General features: G+C 61.9%; 1 protein-coding gene and 1 pseudogene. Both read left to right on the top strand.

Annotated features, from left to right (window positions below):
* Positions 1–258: NTP transferase domain-containing protein (locus EN893_RS37330; RefSeq protein WP_164901564.1), on the top strand; the 258-nt coding region annotated here is incomplete at its 5' end.
* A 32-nt stretch (positions 259–290) separates the two neighbouring features.
* A pseudogene (locus EN893_RS37325) lies at positions 291–520 on the top strand (alpha/beta hydrolase); the annotation flags it as partial.

The raw sequence follows: 520 nt of genomic DNA, 5'->3' as shown, positions 1-520 counted from the left end.
AGATTGATCGATGCTTTCCGCAAGGCCGGCGGCAACGCGGTGGTCCGCGCCTCGCATGACGGCAAGCGCGGCAACCCTGTGCTTTTGCCGCGCTCGCTGTTTCCGGCGATCGCCCATCTCGAAGGCGACACAGGCGCGCGCCATCTGGTCGAGACCGAAGGGCTCGATGTCATCGATGTCGAAATCGGCGCGGCGGCGTCAGTCGATGTCGACACACGCGAGGCGCTGGAAGGCGCCGGCGGCGTGCTGCAGGATTGACAAACCCAAGCCGAATTACGCATGCCTTGGACATGTCTATCCGCTGCCAAATTTTCTGTGCCTTTGCAGTCGCGACCGCGTTGCTGTCTCCGGCCGCGCAAAGCCAGACGCTGTCCTTAAAACCCTTCAAGGACGATCTCTTCGCCTATCCGGCCACGCTATCGTCCGACACCAATGGCGCCTATACCGTCATCGACTACCGCGAGATGCGCGATATCAACCAGCGTGACCAGGTGCCGGAGCGCCGGGTAAACGCCCAATA

Origin of the sequence: Mesorhizobium sp. M7A.F.Ca.CA.004.04.2.1 (genome assembly GCF_004022825.1) — a bacterium.
Classification (GTDB): Bacteria; Pseudomonadota; Alphaproteobacteria; order Rhizobiales; family Rhizobiaceae; genus Mesorhizobium.
This window is presented reverse-complemented; position numbering and strand designations above follow the sequence as displayed.